We start from the raw sequence: 20,648 nt of genomic DNA, 5'->3' as shown, positions 1-20,648 counted from the left end.
GCCAACATCAAAAACATTGTTGATACCTACAAGTACCGGAAAGAGACAGAGCGATATTCCCGTAAAGTTTCGATGGAAGAAATCGAGAGGAACGGTTACAATCTGAACATTTCCCGCTATGTAAGCACCGCAGAAGATGAAATAAAAATTAACCTGGGCGAAGTGAACGAGCGCCTGAAAGCCATTAATGAGCGCATTCAGGAAAAGACTGCCGAACACAACGAATACCTGAAAGAGCTGAAGCTAAATACCATATAGAAGGACACGATTTCCGCAAGCACCCTGAATCCCGAGCCCAAAAACCACGGGACTGTCCGCAGGCCCGGGGCTTTTGATCTGCCGGTGCTGACCGTGATGCTCACGGAGTTCCCCCCAAAAAATAAAAAACAGAATTGCCGGTGTAAGCGCGCTCGGGCAAGGAATCCCCAAACGGGCGTTTGGGGTATTGCTGAAACTGAAACAAAAAAGGCAGCCCCCGGTTTGGAGGCTGCCTTTTTTTTGAGGTTTGTTGCGTTGCGGATGGCTTAGTTGCCGTAGCCCGGGTTCTGGACCAGGTTCGGGTTTACTTCCATTTCGCGCTGCGGGATGGGGTACACGAGCTGAGCAGCATTGAAAGGGATATCGCCTATGCTGCGGCCGGTGCGCTTGAGGTCGTGGAGCAGGTGCCCTTCGAAGGCGAGCTCTACGCGGCGCTCGGCGAGCACGGCATCAACCGTTACATCGGCGGCGGCGAGCGGTGCAAGACCGGCGCGTGTGCGGATGGCGTTCAGGTCGCTGGCCGGGCTGTCGCCGGTTGCAGTACCTGCCCGCAGGTTCGACTCAGCCCGGGTGAGGTAGAGCTCGGCAAGGCGGATCACCGGGATGTTGGTGAAGGTCTGCCATTTGGCCGAACGGCGCGCGCCGCCGCCGGTGTAGAAGAAATCGGCGCGGGCATCGCCGGCTTCGTAGCGGGCGAGGTGCTGGTCGAGGATGTCGATATCGCCGCGGCCGTTGAAATCGGATGAGGCGTAGAACAGGTTCAGCTCGTTGGTGCCGTCCTGAGGGGTTACGACCATGCCGTACACGGTTTCTGCTACGTTGCCGTCGTTGTTGAAGGCGCCGGCGAAGGTTGGCATGAGGCTGTAGCGGCCTGAGCCGATTACGCGGGTGGCTTCGGTTGCGGCCTGTGCGTATTCGCCGCGCATGAAGTGCACGCGGGCCAGAAATGCGCTGGCAACGAAGGTGTTGGCGAATACGCCGTTGGCTTCGGGCAGGTTGTTTTTGGCGAAGGTGAGGTCGGCAATTACGGCCTGATACACTTCTTCAACCGTAGCACGGGGCAGGAAGCTGGATTCGTCGATACCGCGGGTCGGGGTGAGTACAATGGGCACGCCCGGGTTTTGGGTCGGGTTGCCGTCGTTGTAGGCTTTCGCAAAAACCCGCACGAGTTCGAAGTGCGCTGCTGCGCGCAGGAAGCGCGATTCAGCTTCTACGCGCACGCGATCCTGCTCATCGAGGATGTCGAGGGCGCTGAGCACGTTGTTGACCCGGTTGATGGTGTTGTAGGAGCCAACCCAGACCGACTGCGTGTAGCTGTTGTCGGCTGAGATGACTTTGTCGAACACTTCACGCGGCTGGAAGAAGGTGCCGGTCCAGGCGATGTCGCCGGCATCGGCGAGCAGGTCGGGCAGCATCATGTAGCGGCCGCCGTATTGCGAGCCGGTCCGGTGCTGCGAGTAGGCACCAACAAGGGCAGCCTGCACATTACCGGGGGTGCTGAGGGCATCTGATTCATCAATAGATTGCTGCGGATCTACATCGAGCAGCGAATCGCAGGAGATCATCAAAAAGCCCGCCAATAGCACAGCAAGGGTAAGTATTGAAAATTTCGTGTTTTTCATAGTGTGAAATACTTTTTGGATGGGCATTTAGAAACCGATATCGATCCCGAAGGTGAAAGAGCGGGCCTGTGGGGCTGAGTAGAACTCGGTACCCTGGCTGATGTTACCGGCGAGGAAGTCGGTGTTCACTTCAGGATCCCATCCGGGATATTTGGTGAAGGTGAGCAGGTTCACCCCGGTGAAATATACGCGCATGCGGTCGAGCCCGTAGTTGCTCAGGAAAGCACTCGGCAGGTTGTAGGCAAGCGTCACGTTTTTGAGGCGCAGGTACGAGCCGTCTTCGATGTAGCGGCTTGAGGGGGCAGTACCGTTGGCACGGAACAGTACCGGGCGCGGAACGTCGGTAACATCGCCCGGCTGACGCCAGCGCTTGAGCTGATCTTTGGTCTGGTTGTCGTAGAACCAGGCGTTTGCGCTCATGAAACGGCCGCTCGGCATGTACACATCGTTGCCGTACACAAACTGGAACAGCACGTTCAGCTCAATGCCTTTGTAGAAAAAGTTGTTTCCGAAACCGCCAATGAAATCAGGGTTCGGGTCGCCAACAATTACTTCTGTAGCGTTTGCCGGGTTGGTCGTGGTTTCGCGCGGGTTGTCGCCGCTGTTTACGAAGTAGAGGGCACTGCCGGTTTCCGGATCAACGCCGGCGTATTCGCGGGTGAAGAACACCCCGATCGGCTGACCTTCAATAGCGCGGTTGATGAAGCCGGCTGTAATTACCTGACCGTCGAGGTCGGTAATTTTGTTGTTGTTGGTCGTGAAGTTGAAGTTCGAGGTCCACTGAAGTTCACCGGTTAGGTTGAAGGTGTTCACGGTGAATTCAAAGCCTCTGTTTTCCAGTTTACCAACGTTACGCAGCTGCGAGGTGAAACCGGTTGTGGCAGGCACGTTCACGTTCAGGAGCAGGTCGCGGGTATTTTTGACGTAATAATCGGCTTCAACGCGGATACGGTTGCCGAGGATGCCGAAATCGATACCGAGATCAAATTGCGCAGTTTGCTCCCAGCGCAGATCCGGGTTGGGCGACTGCGACGGGTTAATGCCTGAGAAACCGGCGTAGGAGGTGCCGCTGAAGAGTCCGCGGGAGGCGAAGTTACCGATGGCCGCGTTACCGGTGATGCCGTAGCTTGCCCGCAGCTTGAGCAGGTCGAAGTAGGTGGCATTGCGCATGAAAGATTCTTCAGAAATAATCCAGCCTACAGAAGCGGCGGGGAAAAACCCGTAGCGGTTGTCAACTCCGAAACGGGAGGAACCATCCACACGGCCGCTCAGAGAGAGCAGGTATTTTTCGTCGTACTTGTAGTTAAGGCGAGAGAAGTAGGATATGAAGGAGTAATCCGAGCCGGAAGAACTTCCTCCGATAATTTCAGCGGCACTTGCGATGCGACGGAAGTTATCGTTGGGGAAACCGCGGCCTTCTACGAATGAACGGGTATCGGTAACGCGCTGAGCACTGAAACCGCCCACAACTTCAAGATCATGCACATCCTGAAAGGTGTTCTGATAGGTAGCGAAGGTTTGGGAAGTCCAGTTTTGAATCTGAACCCAGCGGCTGAAGCCAAGGCCCTGCCCTTCGTTACCGCCTACACCGCGTGCGGTGAGGGCGCCGTAGTACTGATCTTCATTCTGCGTGAGCAGGTCGATGCCGTACTCGGTACGGATATTCAGGTTCGGAGAAACGCGGAAATCGCCGTAAGCCCCGCCGATGGTGCGGAAAACGGTGGTTACGTAGTCGGCGTAGTCGCGGTGGAGCAGTCCGTTGTAGTACTCGGTGAAATCGCCGCTGAGGATGGGGGTACAGCCGGGGATGGTTTCCTCATTTTCGTCGAAGCAGGTGCGGGGGTCGAAAATGGGGGTAACCGGAGGCTGTGCAACCAGCTGCATAGGTGTGGCGAAGGCATTATCAGAAGAAAGCCGGTTCATCACGCTGCGGTTGGTGCTCAGGTTCATACCGATCAGGAAGCGGTCGTTTACGGTATGGTCGAGGTTGATGCGGGCGCCGATACGCTCGAAATCGTTATTAATAAGGATACCGGTTTCGTCGGAGTAGCTGCCGCTCACGAAGAAACGGGTGCGGTCGTTACCACCCCGTGCAGAGAGCTCATGGCGGAACATGCCGGCACTTTGGAAAGCTTCTTTCTCCCAGTTGGTATCAACCACGCCATCGCGCCATCCCCAGCTGCCGTCGGCAAACTGACGAAACTCGCCGGCGGAAAGCCATTCCATATCTTCATAGAAAAAACCAAGCCAAACTTCCGGGTCAACGCCGTCGTCGATAGCGCGGTTTCTTGCGGCTTCTTCATACAGCTCAAAAAATTCAGCGGTGTTAAGGAAACCGCGCTGATTGGTCGGCTCGCTGATGCCCGCCTGAAAGCTGTAGCTGAACTGCGTACGGCCTTCCCGGCCGCGCTTGGTGGTAATCAGAATTACGCCGTTGGATGCACGTGAGCCGTAAATGGCTGCTGCAGAAGCATCTCTGAGGATCTCGATGGATTCGATGTCGTTCTGATTGATATCAGAAAGCGGGTTGGTTGCCGATGCATTGGCCGAAAGGTCATCCATCGTTACCGGGATACCGTCGATAACATAAAGCGGCTGATTGCCGCCTGTTACCGAAGAACCGCCGCGAATACGTACCTGTGTTGCACCGCCGAGCTTTCCGGTTTCACGCTCGATGAATACACCGGCAACGCGGCCCTGTATTGCTGATTCGAGGGTATTAACGGGGGTGTTTTGAATCATTTCACCGCTTACCGTAGCAATGGAGCCGGTTACATCCCGAAGGGAACGGGTACCGAAACCAACTACGACAACCTGATCGAGGTCAACGCGATCGAGCACAAGGCTGAAATTGCGGCTGACATTGCTGTCAGTGATGGTTACTTCAGTGGTTTGGGTGCGGTAGCCGATGTAGGTTACCACAAGCGAATAGGTGCCGGGACTGAGCGGTATTTCATAGCGGCCTTCAAGGTCGGTAGTAGCACCGCCGGATAACTCCGTTACAAAAATATTGACACCAATGAGGGCTTCGCCGCTTCTTGAGTCTGTTACCGTACCACTAAGGGTATAGGTTTGCGCAAAGGCAGAACCGGATAACAAACAAAAAAGCATGAGCCCAAGCAGAATGACTCTGTGCATCATGTTTGAAGTTTAGTTAGGTTAAGTAGAAAATGTGCGGTTGCTTACAAAGCAATACACGGGTATTTGAAGCCTAACAACCCTTATATCATCAATAAATAAGGCTATAGTTGAGTTGACAGGAATTAATTTATGAGTTTACAAATACAAGAAGGTATATGCAAATCTAAATATTCAGAAATCACAAAAGTGTAAAATATCATGGAAGCGCTACCAGGCATATCGGCTGTTAACATAGTGTTTTGTCTGAATATTTTATAAATCCAAAACTATTAAACAAACCTGTAGTTAAGATGATACGAGAAAAGTTTACGCTATTATTTTAGTTGACGTAAATGAGAGTTGAGTATTTACGTTTAAAGACAATGCACTCTGTATTCTTTGCCGGCACATTACTTTTTAGCACAATGTCGGGCTTACATGAAGTTACGTTTGTTTAGTTTATCAACTACAGCTGATGCTCTCCGGCTCAATGAAGGATGTATTTTAAGCATGTAAATAAAAACGGTACATAATCAAGTGTATCATTTTTGTTATGAAAAATTTATATGGCAAGAAGAAAATAAATTGAATCGGGATTGCGGAAATTGTCTGTAGTCTGAGTTTAATCAAATTTACAACAATGATTTATAAGAGCATACTCTTAAATAGTTATTAATTTGTATAAGCAAACAACGGGTTGTTGTAGCCTGGTTGCTGCATTATTTTGGCAGATCATTTGGTTAACTGTATGAATCATAGGTGGTTGTGTTTAAAATAAATGCATTTACATGGTTTATGATTGTCGTTTTTAATACCATGTATTTTGCGGCATAAGTCGTTATTTATAAATTACTAAGGGGTACATTTTTTTCCTTCATACCTGGTTTCTTTCATTTGATATGCTTAAAAATTAGATTGATGATTCGAAAAACATCCATCAATCAAGAGGTCATACAGTATGCTAAAGAAGATACTTACGCTAACGGCTTCTGTGGTTGTATTCTGCCTATTAAGTGCGGGCAGCATGCAGGCACAGACCGGGACGCTCTCTGGTACAGTGACCGATGCAACAACGGGTGAAGAACTCATTGGAGCTACGGTTTTACTTACAGAATTAGGACGAGGTGCACCAACTAACTTAAGTGGTGTGTACCGTGTAGATAACATCCCTGTCGGTACCTATCAGGTTAGGTTTTCATTTGTTGGTTATCGCTCGATTACAACAGAAATAACCATCTCAGCAGGGGAAAATACATATAACGCTACGCTGCGGGCCGATGCTACGGGCCGCGAAGAAGTTGTGGTAACTGGTATCGCGTCACGCACATCAAGGGAAATCTCTGAAGTGGCTGTGTCGCGTATTGATGCAACACAATTCACCGATAATGTTTCCTTTCAGGATCTTTCCCAGCTTGTCGGCGGCCGTGTTGCCGGTGTAGGCGTTCAGCCTTCAGGTGGTACCGTAGGTTCCGGGGTACGTTTTAATGTACGTGCCGGCGGCGGACTCGGAGGGCAGGGTCAGCCTTTAATTTTTATCGATGGTATCCGCATCGATAACTCTGAAATCGCAGGGCCCGGCCGTGGCGGTCAGGGCGTGGGAACACTTGCCGACCTTAATATGGACGAGGTCGCTTCCATCGATATTCTTAAAGGTCCGGCTGCAGCAGCACTTTACGGAACAAGCGGCTCCAACGGCGTAGTACTGATAACGACCAAACGGGGTCAGGCACTTGGCGATCAGGGTGGCCTTAGTGTGAATGTTCGCACAACCCGCGGTGTGAGTGATTTCGCCCGCGAAAGTCAGACCAGTGCTTTCCTTTCTGAGCAAAGCATAAATGATGTATTCCGTACCGGTTTGCTCGAGCATTACAACATTAATGCACAGGGTGGTTCTGAATTCATCCGCTTTTACACTTCCTACGACCAGCGTCTGGAAGAAGGGATCCTGCCCCGTAACTACATGGATCGCCAAAGCTTCCGTGCCAACTTCGATGCCTTCCCCCGTGAAGACCTCACCATTGGCGTAAGCGCCGGCTTCACCATGAATGAAATTGCCCTGCCGGATAACGACAACAACGTAATCGGCTACCTCGGCAACGTAATTCTGGCACCGGGCGGCGACGACGGCACCTTCGGCTTTACTGCTGAAGAAGCCATCAACGCGATCGAAGACATTACCCGTCAGAACCGTTTCCTCGGTTCGGTGAACCTTCAGTACCGCCCGATTGAGAACCTGGAGCTGAATGCTCAGGTCGGATTCGACGGCTCAAGCCTGCGCCGCGATGAAACCATCCCTCCCGGTTTCTTTGTAACGGGCCCCGGTACTGCCGGTCAGCGCTACATTCTGAATCGCACCAATGAGCAGTTTACTTACGACATTAATGCGCGCTACAGCTACGACATAGTTGACGGCTTGAGTGCTTCAAGCGTGGTTGGTGCACAGCTCTTTGAGCGTACCCTTCGCCAGAGCTTCAATCAGAAGCGCGGTTTTGCTTCAGCACTGATTTCCAACATTGGTGCCGGTGATGATTTCATTGATGCCAACGAAGGTTTCCTGAATAACCGTGAAGCCGGTATTTTCTTCGAGCAAAATTTCAACTACCGCAATCAGTACATGCTGAGCGTGGGTGGCCGTCAGGATTTTGCCGCTTCTATCGGTGATGAAGCGCCGAATATTTTCTATCCGAAGGCGAGCTTCGCGGTCCGTCTGGATAACATCCTCGACCTGCCTTCCTACATCGACTTCCTCAAGCTACGCGCTGCCTACGGTGAAACAGGCCAGCTGCCCGGCTTCAACGACGGTGCAGAGCGCCTCTGGGCCGGAGCCAACTCCGCTTACGGAACCGGTGGTATTATCAGCTTTGTGGGTAATCCGGAAATTAAGCCGGAGCGCATTCGTGAGCTTGAGCTTGGTGTAGAAGCAGACTTCCTCGGCCGTTTTGGGCTGGATCTGACCTACTATCAGCTTTGGGCACAGGATTCCATCATTGATTTCCGTCGTGCTTCATCAACCGGGGTAATTAACCTGGTGCCTTTTAACGTAGGTGGTGTTGAAGGTCATGGTCTGGAAGCAACGCTGAGCATCAACGCTTATGAAAGCCGTGAATTCGGTCTCGATTTCGATATTGCCTATGCCTACCAGCGCTCTGAAGTTACCGATCTTGGCGGCGCACAGCCGATCTTTGACGGCTTCAGTGTACAGGTGCTGGCTGAAGGCATCGAGCGCTCGGCTTTCTTTGTACAGCGCGTAAACGGTGCCCTCTTTAATGACGCCGGCGTTTTCGTAGGCGTAGATGCTGAAACGGATCGCTCAGAAGTGGGAAGCCCGTTTCCGAAGCACACCGGTTCTTTTGCTATGAACCTGCGTGCTTTCCGCAACCTGAATATTTATGCTCTGGTTGACTGGGCGGCTGATCTGTACATCTACAACAACACCCGGGAATTTGCCATTTCTTTTGGCAACGACCGCGAATTTAGCGAACTGAATGCCCGTTTTGCTGATCTTACGCCTGGTACGGAAGAGTACATCGATGTAGCCAATCGCCTTGCGCGCCTGAACACCGCTTTCCCTTACAACCAGATTGAGCGGGCTGACTGGCTGAAGCTTCGTGAAGTTTCCGTAAGCTACAGCTTTAACGAGCTGCTTCGCCGCACCGATGCCGGTAACTACATCAATAGCTTGTCTGTTTCAGCCGGCGGCCGCAACCTGCTTACAAGCACCCTGTACAGCGGTCTCGATCCGGAAGTGAACTTCGACGGCGCAAGAAGCCTGATCCGTGGTCAGGATTTCCTGACGATGCCTCCGGCACGTCAGTTCTTTTTCACGGTATCACTCGGATTTTAATCATAGGAGAACCAGAACATGAGAAAATATTTAATTCCCGGAATCCTGCTTCTGGTAACAAGTTTTATGCTTGCTGCCTGTGAAGACTGGGTTCTGAGTACAGAAGAACCAATTGATGTTACCGAGGATGAATTCCTCGACGACCCGGCCGAGATCCCGTTTCTGATTACAGGTGTGGAAGCACGTTTCGCTTTCACCTGGACCCGCCTCGGCCTCATTGCCGACCTTACTGCCGATCAGCTTATTTTTGATGAAGTGATGGATCTGGCAACTTTCCCGACCTATCGTGATATCGCGAGCAATTTCCGCGGTGTGGGCGATCAGACGGCGTTCAGTAACAACACCATCCGGAATGCCTACAACCCGCTAAACAACTGGCGGCTGCTTTCCGACGATCTGCTTGAGCGCATCGCACGTATTGAAGGTGAACTGTCTCAGGATGTGTTCGATCGTGCAACCTTTACCGGTAATTTTTACGGAGCACTGGCCCGCTATATGATCGGCTTTTACTTCGAAGATTTTGCCTGCGGTGAAGATGCCGGTATCGGAACACCTGCTGCCGATTGTATCAGCAGTTTTGGTGCACCAATCGACCGGAGCCCGGTAATTCGTGCCGCTGATATGGCTGTAACCGAAATACTGCCGCGGCTTGCTGCTGCCGAAGTTGTTGCAACCGAAGAGGAAGTCCGCATCATTAATACCATGCGTGCCAGAATGCACCTGTTATTAGGTAACTATGCGGAATCATTCGCAGCAGCCCAAAACGGGATGGAGCCCGGCGATGCGCCTTTCCAGAGCCTGCACAATGTTCAGGCCGCTAACGAGTACTTCTTTGCAGCCGGCGACGGCCGCATTCAGGTAATCCCCGACTACCGCTTTGCGCAGTATATCGAGGATAACCCCGAAGAAGCTACCCGTGTGCGCCTGCGTCAGGCCCCTGCAGGCCTCGTGAATGTTGATGAGCCCCGCTTCCAGCAGGATATGTACCCGACTCAGGCTTCGCCTATGGATTTCCTTACCTGGCAGGAAAATCACCTCATCCTTGCAGAGCTTGCTGCCCTGCACGGCCAAACCGGTGACGGCCTTGCCCTGGTAAATGAAGTGCGCGACTCGCACGGTATCAGTCCGCTTGCCGGCCCTATTACCGAGCAAATCATCATCGAAGAACGCGACAAAGAACTCTTCCTGATGGGCGTTCGCATGTTTGATATGCTGCGTTTTGGCGTCTGGAATGCGGAGGTACTTGGTACCCCCGGCACAGGCCGTACCGGTCAGCCGGTTGGTGCCTGGAGAGGCATCCCCATCCAGAACGATGAGCGCAACGACAACCCCTGCATCGCCAACCCCGATGCCTGCTAAGCGCACATACGTGATTTGATACCGGAAGCCCGCCTAAACCCGGGCTTCCGCATCACACAAAAACAAAAAAAGCCGGATGAGCCGCAAATGCGCGTTTATCCGGCTTTTTTATTTTAGAGCCCGGATCAGTAAACTAAAGCTTACATCACATATTGGTGAAATCCGGGATTTTGATTTGACCAGTATTCCATGCGCCCCCACAGCATCCAGGCAAAGTTCAATTCATTGTCCGGGTTGTGAACACAGGTGCAGCTGCAAAAATCTCAGATTTGCTTCAGAATGTCGCCGCTAATGATTACTTTGAGAGATAACGACAAAAAATCAGCGTTTAATTATATGAAAAACCTCAGCAGCAGAATTGCCTTAAATCCGGATCAGTGTGGAGGCAGGCCGTGTATTCGCGGGTTGCGTATAAGAGTTGTTGATATTTTGGATCTTCTGGCAGAGGGTTTGACACAAAATGAAGTGCTGGAAGAGTTTCCGGACCTGGAAATTGAAGACATTACCGCAGCACTAAAGTATGCAAGGGGTAAAATAGATCACCCAATTGTTGCTGCATGAAACTCCTGATTGATGCGCAGCGCAGGGATAGGTCACACTGCTTATCCCGCTGAAGGGAGGTTCCTGAAATAAGCATCAAACCTGTTTTCGCATCATATAAAAAAAGCCGGATGAACCGCAAATGCGCGTTCATCCGGCTTTTTTGGTTTGGAGCCTGTTGGGTGACTTCCGGTTGTGCCGGACTTACAGGATAGTTTGGTCTGTTGCACTATTGGGCTGCATTGTATAGATTTATATGGCTTGGAAGAACTGAAAGACCGGAAAATTATAGCTCAGAACAAACCGACCTCAATAAATACTATGTAAAATGGATGCGCTAAACCAACTGATCGAAACTCGTAAGGACATTCTGGGCGGTACACCCGTTTTTAAAGGTACACGTGTGCCGGTCAGTACATTTATAGAATATCTGGAAACCGGTCATGGTATGAACGATTTCCTCGAAGATTTCCCCACAGTATCAAGGCAACAGGTAATTCAGGTACTTGAGAGATTTAAGGAACAGCTTCTTCAACCCCAATGATCAGGATTGGGCGGATAACCCGAGCTCTCAATGAAGATTTAACGAATCCTCTCCATTAATAAATAACCAAAAAAGCCGGATGAACCGCAAATGCGCGTTCATCCGGCTTTTTTGTTTAGTTTTGTTTTTTACCGATGGATGGCCTCACAGGCCTTAGCCGGATGCTTCAGCTGCTCAGGCTTCGTAAGGCTGTGGTGCGGTGATGTAATCTGATGCCGTCAAGCCCGATCAGCACCCCGGCTACACCCGCTTCAGGCCGATGCGCTGCCGCTTGATGTCAACCGTGGTGACCTCCACCTCGATAATATCCCCAACGGCTACTTCTTCGAGCACGTTTTCGACGCGCTTGCCGTCGGTACGCATTTGTGAGACGTGCAGCAGCCCGTCAACCTTTACGCCGATATCCACAAAGGCGCCGAAATCGACCACATTGCGAACGGTGCCCTGCAGGCGGGTGCCTTCGTGAAGGTCCTCGATTTTGAGCACATCCTGCCGGAGCAGCGGCTTGGGAAGGTCTTCCCGCGGGTCGCGGCCCGGCTTGAGCAGGTTTTCGATGATGAGCGCCAGGGTCGGCTCCCCGACTTCAAGCTCGCGGGCCAGCTCACTCACCTTCAGGTTGCGGAGTTTGATCGGGAGCAGGTCTTTTTCATCCGGCAGCCGCGTGAGGTCGATGCCGAGCTTGTCGCACAGCTTTTTGGTGGCCTCGTAGCTTTCCGGGTGGATGGCGGTGTTATCCAGCGGATTCGGCGATTCCGGAATCCGGAGGAAACCTGCGGCCTGCTGAAAACGGAACGGCCCCACGCCGGGCACATCCTGAAGCTCGTCGCGGCTGGCAAACTTGCCGATTTTGCCGCGGTGCGCCACTACTTTTCGCGCGATGGTTTTGCTCATGCCGGAAACATAGGTGAGCAGGGCCGCGCTTGCGGTGTTCAGGTTCACGCCTACGTGGTTTACGCAGCTCTCAACCACATCACCCAGCCCGCGGCTGAGCTTCACCTGATTCACATCATGCTGATACAGACCCACCCCGATGGATTTCGGGTCGATTTTTACCAGCTCCGCCAGCGGATCCTGCACGCGCCGGGCGATGGAAATGTTGCCGCGCTGTGCCGCATCGAGCTCGGGGAATTCCTCCCGTGCTTCGTCGCTTGCGGAGTACACCGAGGCGCCGGCTTCGTTGGTAACGAGGTAGGCGATTTCCAGCTTCGGATCAGCGGCGCGCATATCGCTGATCAGCTCGGCAACGACCTGCTCGGTTTCCCGGCTGCCCGTGCCGTTGCCGATAGCAATCAGATCTACCTTGTATTTTTGGATGAGGCGGGCCAGCACAACTTTCGCTTCCGCAATCTTCGAAAAAGGCGGCGTCGGGAAAACCGTTGTGCCCTCCTGATACGCCCCGGTTTGGTCAACCACCGCTACCTTGCAGCCGGTGCGGTAGGCCGGGTCGATGCCCATCACAATTTTGGTGGAAAAGGGCGGCTGAAGCAGCAGGTTCCGGACATTTTCGGTGAACATGCTGATCGCGTGCTCGCCGGCAGCTTCAGACAGCTCATTGCGGATTTCGCGGCTCAGGGAAGGGTTCAGCAGCCGTTTCCAGGCATCTTCGATGGCATCCTCCAGCTCCTCCACAAAGATGGCGTTGTCGTTGGTGATGAGGATGTTGTCGATTTCCTCGAGCGTGCGCTCTTCCCAAACATCAAATTTGGCACTCAGAATGCCTTCGCGCTCGCCGCGGTCGATGGCCAGCACCTGATAGGGCTTCACGTACTTCACCTTGCTCTGAAAGTCGTAGTAGGTTTCGTAGGTGCCCTTTTCATCGGTGGCATCATCCACCTTTTTACACACGAGGGTGGCGAAATTGCGCAGCTGATCGCGCAGCATTTCCCGAACTTCGGCATGCTGACTCACGCGCTCGGCCACAATATCGCGGGCGCCGGCGAGGGCCGCTTCTAAATCGGGCACGTCCTTTTCGGGATCAACATAGTGGGATGCGATTTCTTCCACCTCCCCTGTTTCGGTTTCCTGCAGCCAGATGAGGTCGGCAAGCGGCTCGAGTCCGCGTTCGATGGCCACCGAGGCGCGGGTTTTGCGCTTGGGCTTGTAGGGCAGGTAAAGGTCTTCGAGGGTGGTAAGCTCCGTAGCGGCGCGGATGGCCTGCTCGAGTTCGGGGGTGAGCTTTTCCTGCTTGCGGATGCTCTCGATAATGGTTTCACGGCGCTGCTCGAGCAGCCGGCGGAATTCCAGCTCGTCGCGCAGGTTGCGCAGCTGAACTTCATCGAGTCCGCCGGTTACTTCCTGCCGGTAGCGCGCAATAAACGGGATGGTGGCACCTTCGTCAAAAAGCTCAGCGGCTTTGCTGACCTGTTTGACCGAGAAGCCAAGCTTGCCGGCTACCGTGCTCAGGATTTGGACGTCGGTTAAAGCGCCGGTTTCAGATACGGTTTCACTCATGGGAGGGTCTGATCTTTTCAATTAAAAAATAAATTCATCAAGCGGACGGCAAATATACCACAATCGCGGCTGAAGCCTAAACCGCTGCTGTAAAATCGGTCAGCTCTCGTTCAAATACGCTGTGCATCGCTGCAAAAAAGGTTTATTATGAGACGGTGAGATGCAATTTCAACCTAACAAAACCATCATGGCCGACATCCGTTACGATATAATTGGTGATATTCACGGGCACGTGCTCGAGCTGCGGCAGCTGCTCCAAACCCTCGGCTACCGCGAAGCCGGTGAGGGCTACATCCATCCTGAAAAAAAACGCAAACCCCTCTTCGTGGGCGACTACATCGACCGGGGCAGCGAAAGCGTAGAAGTGCTCGATCTGGTAATGGGCATGGAGCAGGCCGGGGAGGCTTTAGCGCTGATGGGCAACCACGAATTTAACGCCCTCTGCTATCATACCCCGGGTGAAGCGGGGGAGCCGCTGCGGCCGCATACGGCCAAAAACACCAAACAGCACGAAGCAACCCTTGCGGGGCTGGCGCGTCACAATACCTCCTTTTCGAAATACCGCGACTGGCTGCTCTCGCTCCCGCTGTTTTTGGAGGAAGACGGCTTCCGAGCCGTGCATGCCTGCTGGGATGAAACCCGAATTGCGTTTCTGCGCGACCGGATGCCGGCAGCGCGCCTGAGCGACAGCCTGCTCACCGAAGCCGCAGCGCGCGGCTCTGAACTCTACGACGCGGTGGAAGTCGTGCTGAAAGGCCGCGAAATCGACCTGCCCGAAGGCCTGTTTTTTTACGACAAAGACGGGCACATCCGCTACAACATGCGCATCCGCTGGTGGGAGAATCCGGAGGGCGCCACCTACAACGATCTGCGCGTGAAGCCTGACTGTGACTGCGGAGATGCCCCCGTAGTCCTCGACTTACTGCCCGACCGGTGGCACTACGGTTCCGCGGAAAAGCCCGTGTTTTTCGGGCACTACTGGCTGCAGGGCGATCCGGCGCTGTTCCGCCACAACGTGTGCTGCCTCGATTACAGCATCGGCAAAGGCGAAACGCTGGCCGCCTACACCTGGGATGGCAAGCCCAAACTCAGCCCCGGAAACTTCACGGCAATACGGCACAGGATGCACGGTTGGGGGGCTATACGCAGCGTTTAAGGTGCAAATCCCAAATTATTGGCTTTGTCTGACAATTTATGCAGGTACAGAAAGAATGTTGTGCCTTGCAAGAATGCAGAATAGCCTGCAAAGCGAATCATTATGCCCGTTAGAAAAAAGTTTAATGACGAACGATCTGCCAGAAACCATCGGGAACCACATATCTGAAATTTCCGGACTCGTATATATTTTTGGCGAGCGTATAGGGCGTGCCGTGCCTAAAGGCATTGTCCCTAAATAAGTACAGATCAATTTGGGAATTTTTTGACAGAAATTCGAGGCTAAACTGAGCTGAGAGTTCAGATACCGAAAAGTCCTCTGCTGAAGGCTTTACAGAGATTAAATTGTTCGGATAATACCAGGCCTCTTTTTCGGGATCACTTGAGTAAGCAGGCAGTGAGTAACGAATAAACGGGTTATTAGCGAAGCTGTCTTCCCGAAGATTATCTGAAAAACTGTAGAACTGAGCGTTATCTGCACCGGGGGGAAGTAAAAGTATAACAGGTGACAGGCTACTCAGCTGCGAGTCAGGAATCCTGGAATAATGCTGATGTGTGAATGCTGAGATAAGCTGAAGACCCATATCGTTTATATAATCATGAAAAGCATCCGCGTCGGTATCCGGTTTTAGGCCAACAGAGATTACATTGAGGCTTCGGAAGGTTTTAATCTCCTTACCATCCACAAAAAATGATTCTTCTGAAAACTCATATACCGGTTCCTCAGTGCTGCCGGTTATACCTGAGCACGAACTGAAAATTATTGCTGTGACAAGAAATGAAGAGATGAAAACCAGTTTATTCATTGCAGTACCTCCGGGATACGGTTCGTTTATGTGATGGACCGGCGTTTATGTAACGGAGCGACCAAAAAAGAACATAAGCAGCACATCCTTGCGCATCAAGAAGAAACGCCCCTCAATGGGGAAACCGCTAAGAAAATTGATTTTAGAGTCATTTCGAGGTCTTTTTGCAATCTTGAGGAGCATTTTTGGGGTAGTATCGAAACGGCTCTTCAAAAAAAAGGCCCGCCCATCTTCCCCGCGCAGCGCTTGCAGCGGAACCCTGAGGTTAGTCTTTAACCCCGTCGGATACCTGATCAGGCTGTTCCTGCCGCCTGCTGTTCATTCGCCTTTCTGGCCTTAATGAGCTGATAAGAGGCATACACAGCGCTAAACAGCAGATAGGTGATAAATGATCTGGCAGGAAGGGCGAACTCGGTACCCTGGTAAAGGCTGAAAGGATACTCAATCAAAAATACGATCAGGCAGATACCGCCGAACATCCAAACGAGATGATCCAGGAATTTTTTCATGGTTGTGAAATCAGGAAATGTAGGTTTATGAATTTTGTTGATTGAAGTGCTATCTGTTATTGAGGATGCAGGATAACGGCCTGATATATCTGCTGCGGAGCGATAAGACATGAATTGAAGCATCCGTCAGCAGGAAAGGTTTGTTATATGGCCGAGCAACCATGACTTTTTTATTGATAGCGTCAATGCTAATATCATACTTGCGGTGGGTTACGTGCTGCGTAACTATCCACTGATGCCAAATAAAACGCGAAGCAGATACTCAGAAAACTACACTGCTCCCGTAATTAGCAGGTATAGAAAGTTGTGTGGCGTAATTATTCACTTTCGATAGACAGTACTTTCGCAAGCCCAATTCTTATTTCGTTCATAATTGTCTCTGAAACAGTCCCTATTTGCTTTAAAATTCTCTCTTGTGAAACTGACCTGACTTGAAAGCTGTCTGCCGCAGAAACCTTTGTTAATCCATTCTCTTTGTCTGGCTTAAGTTTTGTCATCCATATCGCAGTTTCGTATCTGTCTTTCCAGTCTGTAATTGGCACAATTATTTTCAGGGGTAATTTCCCCAGTGCGTTGTTGTTCACTATTATCGCAGGTCTTGTCTTTTTAATCTCGGCACCTACGGTTGGGTCAAGATTAATTAACCAGATTTCACCTTGTTTCATAGAAGTGGTCAAAATCGAGATTCGTAAATGCAGTTAATTCTTTGTCCCTAAGATAGTCTTCGTACAATTCTTCAGCTGCCTTTTTCATTTCGTCGTCGTCTTCTTCTTTACGGATTAAATTCATTGAACGCTCAATTACATAAATCCGCTTTCTTACAGGTAGTTTCTGTATTTCTTTAATAAGTTCTTTGGTATCCATAGTGTCAATTATTTAGCGTCGAAAAGCATAGGTTTAGGGTTAAAATAGTTGCTTTTTATAGCATATAAACGGATGAAGGAGCTATAAATATGCTGTAAAACTTGTTTGCATGCGTATTAAAGATGTACTTCACATTCCATTGTCGATTTAGGAGCGAATAAGTTTTCATTTTTATAGGGGTCTGGCATTTCTGCTGCATGGCGAGCATGACCGAATATATGCAACAAACGCTTACACCTCAGCAGGAATCCGCCAGCAGGCGGTCTGTTTTTGTCGCTTTTCGGATATGCATAGAGCATATAAATTTCACCATCCTTAGCGAAGTAGTAATAAATTACACGGATGCCACCGCTTCCTTTATAACATCGCCGAATTCTGGACTAACCGATAACTGCAATTAAGTAAACGGTATTCCTTATCAGAAACTGTCTTTTTGGTCAGTTTCATAAAAATAAAGCTTTCAAAGAACGCAATTAAGTAAAGGTTTTATTTTTAATAAAAAAGTACGCCAATGGCGCATAAGTTCCAACTTAATAATGTATTAGAAGTTTAATTTAGAATCTCGAAAGAGAGTAAGCGAAAAACTTCATATTGAAAAACCCCAAAATACCCACTCAAGCCATACAAGTAAAAAAAAACCAACTTAAGCGACTTCCGGGTGGTTATTAGGTACGATAAAAGCGGGTTAATGGGTCAGAATTTTGAAGTCGTATAAGCACATACTTATACGACTTCGCTTTATTCTGTATCAGTATCAATCCCCCAAAAACAGTTCAATAAGCTCTGTGTGGGAAACTTTGGCGTCGTAGAGCAGGCGGCTGCGTTCGCGTACGTCGGCTGTTACGCTGGGCCAGTCTGAGGCGCGCTCAAAGGCGGTGCCTTTGCGGTACATATTGCCGGCGGCGGTTACGAACATACCGGCTGCGGAGATTCGCGCGGAGGAATCGATCACGCTGCCGTTTTCATAAGAGAGCTGATGCACGATTCTGCCGGCGGGCATCATGTGGTCGAGGCTCCCCTGCAGGATCAGGTCGCTGAGGGTACCGACACGACGCGGGATATCCGGCTGAAACTGACGGATAAAGCCGGCAGTTCCTTCCAGCTCACGGTCCCACGAGAAGCCGCCTCCGATGTGGTTCAGAAACTGAAACGTATGATACGGCTCGGTGTAGGTTGCGGCTGCTTTGGGGCCCTCTGCGGTAAATGAAATCCGCTGCGGAAAGCCCCAGGGTTTGGCAAGGCTTTCAGCATGTTCGAACAAGATTACCGAGCGGTCGAAGAGCTGCCGCGCCGCCCGCATGCTTTCCATGCCGGAGCCAAACATATACAGCACTTCGTACAGCGCTTTGTGGCCACGGATCATCGCGCCCAGGGCATCGACTGACCATGCAGCTTCCATCATATCATCCCGGAAAACATAGATCTGCCGGTTGCTGTCCCAGGCGTTGTTGAGGTATTCTGCAGCTTCCATAGCAATTTCGGCGAGGTCTTCTTTGGAGTACTGCATCCAGCCGCGCAGCCGGGCTTCATCAACCAGGCCCATGTTGTCTTCGCCGTCGGGTTTGGCCCAAATCACCCAGGCGTAGATGTGCCCGTGAATGCCGCCCAGGCCGTAGCTCATGCTGCGGTGATCGATACGGCCGTCATCATCAAAAAACGCCCCGTCGCGGTAATGGTTTTGCAGCAGGTAGCGTCCCGGTGAAACGATGAAGTTAAGCGGCTCGAAGAAAAGGCGCTGATCCAGCCCTTCTTCTGTTCCTGCAAAACGGTCTCCGCGGTGATGCATGTGGTACGAATAAACCAGGTGCGGATAAACGGAAAGGTCGGTTTTCTGAGCCGGTGCAAATCCCTCGCCGTAGCGGGTGAAATAGGGCATAAAGCGGCCGCTGCTGTTGAAGAAGGAGTCTGTGACCCGCACCAGGTCAAGCCATTTTGCCGCCCGCTTACCAGACAGCTCAGCCAGCTCCGGACGGTAGTTCTCACTCGCCAGTTCTGAGCTGCGGGAGTTGCCGGCCGTCATGAAAATGGCGTGCAGGGCATTGCTGTAGTCGTCGAGGAAAATCCGGTCATCTTTAAAATACGGCGTACCGTCTGAATAGGCCGCTGAAGGAATCAGCACGGCGGGTCCGGGCACGGTTTCCGCCGGTTCCTCGCCGGCACAGGAGGCAAGCAGCGGAAGGGCAAACAGCAGGCAGCACATACAGCGCTTAATCAGGCTAAAGTCAGTTAAGTTCATCATAAAGGATACCTCACAGGATGGGAAAGATTGCGGATTTAAATATGTGGTAATCAGAAATTAAAGATCAAGCTGTTCAAGATCGACTTTTTCGAGGGATTCAAAAATGTGGTTGGGCCGGTACGGAAACATATCGAGGTCTTCCAGGCGGCTGTAGCCGCTCAGTACGAGCACCGTCTGCACTCCTGCCTGTACGCCGGCCAGGATATCGGTCTGCATGTTGTCGCCAATAATCAGGGAGTTTTCGCTGTGTGCTTTCATGCTGTCGAGGGCTGCACGCAGCATGAAGGCGCTGGGCTTGCCGATGTAAAGCGGCTTCTTGCCGCTGATGCGCTCAATCGGGGCACAAAGCGCACCACAGGCCGGGGAGCCGCCGGGACCGGCCACATCAGGATTTGTGGCAATAAACCGGGCGCCGTTTTTCACAAAGTGCGAGGCCCTGCGGATCATCTCCCAGTTGTAGGAGCGGGTTTCGCCCACCACCACCACATCCGGATCAATATCCGTGACCGTAAATCCGATTTTGTACAGCTCGTGTGTGAGGGCGCCCTCCCCGATTACGTAGGCTTTCTTACCGCTCTGTTTCGACAGAAAGGCCGCGGTAGCCATGGCCGAGTTGAAGAATTTTTCTACGGGGATGTCAACTCCCGCAGCACGGAGCCGGTTCTGAAGATCGGCCGGTGTTTGGGACGGATAATTGGTGATGAAGCGGAAGTCGATGCCCCGCGCCATAATTTTTTCGAGGAAGCGGTCAGCTCCCGGAATAAGGTCGTTGTCGTGGAGCACAACGCCGTCCATATCAAGTAAAAGATGCGTTTTCAAATAGTCTGAAGTTGAAAGATGAGTAGTTGGAAAAATGAAAAGGGTGACGGGTTCCGGCCTCGAAACCCATCACCCTGAAAAAAACCTGAAAAATATTAGCGGTTACGGCCGTATTTCTCGTGGCTTGAAACCCAGTCGAGTGAGGAGATAGCCGCACCGAGGGAAAGCTCACCCGCGAGGGCTACACCGGCGATGATTTCAGCCAGCTTGCGGGCTTTGTTGCGCCCGTAGCAATCCATGATTTCGAGGCATTCGCGCTGTGTGGCCAGGCCCGTGCCGCCGCCGTAGGAGGCCACAATAAGCGAGGGGATGGTGAGCGAGATGTACAGATCGCCTTCAGGGGTTAGCTCGGAGTAGAGGATGCCGGCCGAAGATTCGGACACGTTGGCCACATCCTGACCCAGCGCGATGAACATGGCGGTGATGGCATTCGGGGAATGCGCGCCGTTGTTGTTCGCCCCGCTGATGAAGGCGCCGATGGTGGAAACGCCGTTGTGATAGTACAGGCTTTCGGGCTC

General features: G+C 51.8%; 15 protein-coding genes and 1 pseudogene. 6 read left to right on the top strand and 10 right to left on the bottom strand.

Features of this window, described 5'->3' with window-relative positions; genetic code table 11:
* Window positions 1-258, top strand: a 258-nt coding sequence (locus tag LAT75_RS10255; protein ID WP_291482572.1) for an N-6 DNA methylase, incomplete at its 5' end; no start/stop codon positions are given.
* A 266-nt stretch (window positions 259-524) separates the two neighbouring features.
* On the opposite strand, the gene LAT75_RS10250 is transcribed toward LAT75_RS10255, so the two are convergent.
* Together LAT75_RS10250 and LAT75_RS10245 are read right to left on the bottom strand one after the other, a co-directional pair.
* Window positions 525-1,880 (bottom strand): RagB/SusD family nutrient uptake outer membrane protein, encoded by a 1,356-nt coding sequence (locus LAT75_RS10250; RefSeq protein ID WP_291482571.1) that lies wholly within the window; start codon window positions 1,878-1,880, stop codon window positions 525-527.
* Window positions 1,881-1,907: 27 nt separating this feature from the next.
* Window positions 1,908-5,021 (bottom strand): TonB-dependent receptor, encoded by a 3,114-nt coding sequence (locus tag LAT75_RS10245; RefSeq protein WP_291482570.1) that lies wholly within the window; start codon window positions 5,019-5,021, stop codon window positions 1,908-1,910.
* 937 nt (window positions 5,022-5,958) lie between these two features.
* Here LAT75_RS10245 and LAT75_RS10240 point away from each other — a divergent pair.
* The 4 genes from LAT75_RS10240 (at window position 5,959) to LAT75_RS10225 (ending at window position 11,287) form a co-directional block, all read left to right on the top strand.
* The gene (locus LAT75_RS10240) at window positions 5,959-8,844 is read left to right on the top strand and encodes a TonB-dependent receptor (protein ID WP_291482569.1); all 2,886 of its coding nucleotides are present in this window, start codon (window positions 5,959-5,961) and stop codon (window positions 8,842-8,844) included.
* Window positions 8,845-8,862: 18 nt separating this feature from the next.
* The gene (locus LAT75_RS10235; RefSeq protein WP_291482568.1) at window positions 8,863-10,203 is read left to right on the top strand and encodes a hypothetical protein; all 1,341 of its coding nucleotides are present in this window, start codon (window positions 8,863-8,865) and stop codon (window positions 10,201-10,203) included.
* Between the two features lie 336 nt (window positions 10,204-10,539).
* On the top strand, window positions 10,540-10,764 hold the full coding sequence (locus LAT75_RS10230) for a DUF433 domain-containing protein (protein WP_291482567.1): 225 nt from the start codon (window positions 10,540-10,542) through the stop codon (window positions 10,762-10,764).
* A 307-nt stretch (window positions 10,765-11,071) separates the two neighbouring features.
* Entirely contained in the window at window positions 11,072-11,287 is a 216-nt protein-coding gene (locus LAT75_RS10225; RefSeq protein WP_291482566.1) for a DUF433 domain-containing protein, read from the top strand.
* A 240-nt stretch (window positions 11,288-11,527) separates the two neighbouring features.
* On the opposite strand, the gene LAT75_RS10220 is transcribed toward LAT75_RS10225, so the two are convergent.
* The gene (locus LAT75_RS10220) at window positions 11,528-13,738 is read right to left on the bottom strand and encodes a Tex family protein (RefSeq protein WP_291482565.1); all 2,211 of its coding nucleotides are present in this window, start codon (window positions 13,736-13,738) and stop codon (window positions 11,528-11,530) included.
* 187 nt (window positions 13,739-13,925) lie between these two features.
* On the opposite strand from LAT75_RS10220, the gene LAT75_RS10215 reads away from it, so the two are divergent.
* Complete coding sequence (locus tag LAT75_RS10215) at window positions 13,926-14,894, top strand: metallophosphoesterase (protein WP_291482564.1); 969 nt, start codon at window positions 13,926-13,928, stop codon at window positions 14,892-14,894.
* Between the two features lie 121 nt (window positions 14,895-15,015).
* Here the strand turns inward: LAT75_RS10215 and LAT75_RS10210 are convergent, their stop codons facing one another.
* From LAT75_RS10210 to LAT75_RS10180, 7 genes and pseudogenes are all read right to left on the bottom strand, one after another.
* Entirely contained in the window at window positions 15,016-15,699 is a 684-nt protein-coding gene (locus LAT75_RS10210) for a hypothetical protein (protein WP_291482563.1), read from the bottom strand.
* Window positions 15,700-15,992: 293 nt separating this feature from the next.
* Window positions 15,993-16,319, bottom strand: a complete 327-nt coding sequence (locus LAT75_RS10205) for a hypothetical protein (RefSeq protein ID WP_291482562.1) — start codon at window positions 16,317-16,319, stop codon at window positions 15,993-15,995.
* A 206-nt stretch (window positions 16,320-16,525) separates the two neighbouring features.
* The gene (locus LAT75_RS10200; protein ID WP_291482561.1) at window positions 16,526-16,873 is read right to left on the bottom strand and encodes a type II toxin-antitoxin system PemK/MazF family toxin; all 348 of its coding nucleotides are present in this window, start codon (window positions 16,871-16,873) and stop codon (window positions 16,526-16,528) included.
* Entirely contained in the window at window positions 16,860-17,072 is a 213-nt protein-coding gene (locus LAT75_RS10195; protein ID WP_291482560.1) for a hypothetical protein, read from the bottom strand. Before LAT75_RS10195 ends, LAT75_RS10200 begins: the two co-directional genes overlap by 14 nt.
* A gap of 754 nt (window positions 17,073-17,826) precedes the next feature.
* Window positions 17,827-19,311, bottom strand: coding sequence for a hypothetical protein (locus LAT75_RS10190; RefSeq protein ID WP_291482559.1), 1,485 nt, complete (start codon window positions 19,309-19,311; stop codon window positions 17,827-17,829).
* A 57-nt stretch (window positions 19,312-19,368) separates the two neighbouring features.
* Window positions 19,369-20,130 (bottom strand): HAD-IIA family hydrolase, encoded by a 762-nt coding sequence (locus LAT75_RS10185; protein ID WP_291482558.1) that lies wholly within the window; start codon window positions 20,128-20,130, stop codon window positions 19,369-19,371.
* Window positions 20,131-20,225: 95 nt separating this feature from the next.
* A pseudogene (locus LAT75_RS10180) lies at window positions 20,226-20,648 on the bottom strand (hydroxymethylglutaryl-CoA reductase); the annotation flags it as partial.

The organism is Cyclonatronum sp. (assembly GCF_022565315.1).
In the GTDB taxonomy this organism is placed as follows: Bacteria; Bacteroidota; Rhodothermia; order Balneolales; family Cyclonatronaceae; genus Cyclonatronum.
Note: the sequence above shows the minus strand (reverse complement) of the source record. Positions and strands in the feature narration are given on the sequence as shown.

Excerpts from the sequence above, each read along its gene's own strand:
- LAT75_RS10200 (WP_291482561.1), bottom strand. The coding sequence starts at position 16,873 with ATGAAACAAGGTGAAATCTGGTTAATTAATCTTGACCCAACCGTAGGT.
- LAT75_RS10210 (WP_291482563.1), bottom strand. The coding sequence starts at position 15,699 with ATGAATAAACTGGTTTTCATCTCTTCATTTCTTGTCACAGCAATAATT.
- LAT75_RS10205 (WP_291482562.1), bottom strand. The coding sequence starts at position 16,319 with ATGTCTTATCGCTCCGCAGCAGATATATCAGGCCGTTATCCTGCATCC.
- LAT75_RS10215 (WP_291482564.1), top strand. The coding sequence starts at position 13,926 with ATGGCCGACATCCGTTACGATATAATTGGTGATATTCACGGGCACGTG.
- LAT75_RS10250 (WP_291482571.1), bottom strand. The coding sequence starts at position 1,880 with ATGAAAAACACGAAATTTTCAATACTTACCCTTGCTGTGCTATTGGCG.
- LAT75_RS10195 (WP_291482560.1), bottom strand. The coding sequence starts at position 17,072 with ATGGATACCAAAGAACTTATTAAAGAAATACAGAAACTACCTGTAAGA.
- LAT75_RS10190 (WP_291482559.1), bottom strand. The coding sequence starts at position 19,311 with ATGATGAACTTAACTGACTTTAGCCTGATTAAGCGCTGTATGTGCTGC.
- LAT75_RS10225 (WP_291482566.1), top strand. The coding sequence starts at position 11,072 with ATGGATGCGCTAAACCAACTGATCGAAACTCGTAAGGACATTCTGGGC.
- LAT75_RS10230 (WP_291482567.1), top strand. The coding sequence starts at position 10,540 with ATGAAAAACCTCAGCAGCAGAATTGCCTTAAATCCGGATCAGTGTGGA.
- LAT75_RS10245 (WP_291482570.1), bottom strand. The coding sequence starts at position 5,021 with ATGATGCACAGAGTCATTCTGCTTGGGCTCATGCTTTTTTGTTTGTTA.
- LAT75_RS10240 (WP_291482569.1), top strand. The coding sequence starts at position 5,959 with ATGCTAAAGAAGATACTTACGCTAACGGCTTCTGTGGTTGTATTCTGC.
- LAT75_RS10235 (WP_291482568.1), top strand. The coding sequence starts at position 8,863 with ATGAGAAAATATTTAATTCCCGGAATCCTGCTTCTGGTAACAAGTTTT.
- LAT75_RS10220 (WP_291482565.1), bottom strand. The coding sequence starts at position 13,738 with ATGAGTGAAACCGTATCTGAAACCGGCGCTTTAACCGACGTCCAAATC.